This is a genomic window from Mariniphaga anaerophila (genome assembly GCF_900129025.1).
GTDB lineage: Bacteria > Bacteroidota > Bacteroidia > Bacteroidales > Prolixibacteraceae > Mariniphaga > Mariniphaga anaerophila.
On record NZ_FQUM01000039.1, the window covers coordinates 1 to 1702 of the forward strand.

A 1702-nucleotide genomic window follows, 5' to 3' on the forward strand; every position below is an offset into this window, starting at 1 on the left:
CTCCGAAATCCGCCCCGACAACATGTACCAACCGTCAGACTGTCTAAAAACCTAACCACAATTTGTTAAGAACTCGGTATGTTGTTAACACCTTCAATAACAGGGATTTTGTATCTTCATGCATGAAGTATTTACAAGGACAAAACAGGGAACAAACCTACCTTTTTCCCGTCTCGCTGAACGATGCCGTTGATGCGGAAAATGAAGTCAGGCTGATTGATGTTTTTGTGAACAGCCTGAACCTCGAAGATTTTGGCTTCAGGCTCGACCACATCGACAATGGCAGGCCAGCTTACCACCCTTCCGATTTGCTGAAACTCTACATCTATGGCTACATGAACCGGGTTCGTTCGTCAAGACAGCTTGAAAAAGAGAGTAAACGCAACATCGAAGTAATGTGGCTGCTGAAGAACCTGCAACCCGACCACAACACCATCTCCAACTTCCGCCGCGACAATCCAAAAGCAATAAAACGAGTCTTTCGCGAAACAGTGCGTATTGCCCAATACTTTCACTTGATTGGTGGCACATTGCTTGCCGGAGACAGCACAAAATTACGCGCCCAAAACAGCAAAAAAAACAATTATAACCAGAAGAAAATCGATCGTCACCAGGAGTACATTGAAAATAAACTTGCAGAATACGAAAAAGCACTGGCCGAGAACGATGGAGACAACGAAGAGATCAAAAAGGGAATCAAAAAGCAGAACCAGCGAAAAGACAATTATAAAAAGCTGGAGCAAGAGCTAAAAGAATCGGGTGAACCGCAGCTCTCAACCTCCGATCCCGAAAGCCGCCATCTGATAACCAGGAACAACATTACCGAAGTGGCCTACTCGGCGCAAACCACGGTTGATGCAAAAAACAACATCCCCATAGATTATAAAATAACCAACACCAACGATGCTAAAGCCATGGGCGAAATGTTACAAAGGGCAAAAACCATTTTACGTTCCACCAATTTTACTGCCCTTTACGACAAGGGATATCACACGGGGAGTGAATTTAAAATAGCAAATGAACTGGGTATAGATGTAATGGTGGCCATTCCTACAGTTGCGGCCAATGCCCCAAACCATAAATACAACGTGGAAAACTTTGTTTTTGATAAAGAAAAGGATTGTTATACCTGCCCCGAGGGTGAGATACTGACTACAAACGGAAGGTGGCATAAAGCGAAAACATACAGGTTTAAACGATATACCACCAAAGCTTGTAAAAGGTGTAAGGCAAAACCGGAATGTTCGGCAGCACTTTGCGGAAAGGCTATCCAGCGAAGCGAATTCCAGGAATATGTAGACAGGAATAAAAACCAAATTAAAGAAAACAAAGAACTTTACCGTAACCGTCAACAAATAGTGGAACATCCATATGGCACGATAAAGCGCCAGTGGGGATTTAATTACATCATCACAAAAAAAGGTATTCAAAGGGCTTCTGCCGACTTTGGTTTTACAATGATTGCCTATAACCTGCGCCGGCTAATAAATATTGTTGGATTAAAAGAACTGGGAAGATACCTGGTCAGTATTTTTTCAATTTTATGTTCAAGATTTGCCGTTTTTCATCTATTTTTAAGCCAGATAAACCAAATACTCAAAAAAACTATGAATAATCCCGGAATAATAAATCAACCCTTAACCGGCAGAAATCAATCTAATATTACAAGCCCTGCAATGGGTTTTTAGACAGACTGCCGTTA

Annotated in this window: 1 protein-coding gene; it reads left to right on the forward strand. The window is 42.0% G+C overall.

Annotation, left to right across the window (positions count from 1 at the left end; all coding sequences use genetic code 11):
• Positions 1-122: 122 nt before the first annotated feature.
• A complete protein-coding gene (locus tag BUB08_RS19915; RefSeq protein ID WP_073003682.1) occupies positions 123-1688 on the forward strand; it encodes an IS1182 family transposase in 1566 nt (521 codons plus the stop codon).
• Positions 1689-1702: the final 14 nt, after the last annotated feature.

What these genes read in the sequence shown, in the direction of transcription:
- BUB08_RS19915 (WP_073003682.1), top strand. Translation starts at nt 123, where the DNA reads ATGAAGTATTTACAAGGACAAAACAGGGAACAAACCTACCTTTTTCCC.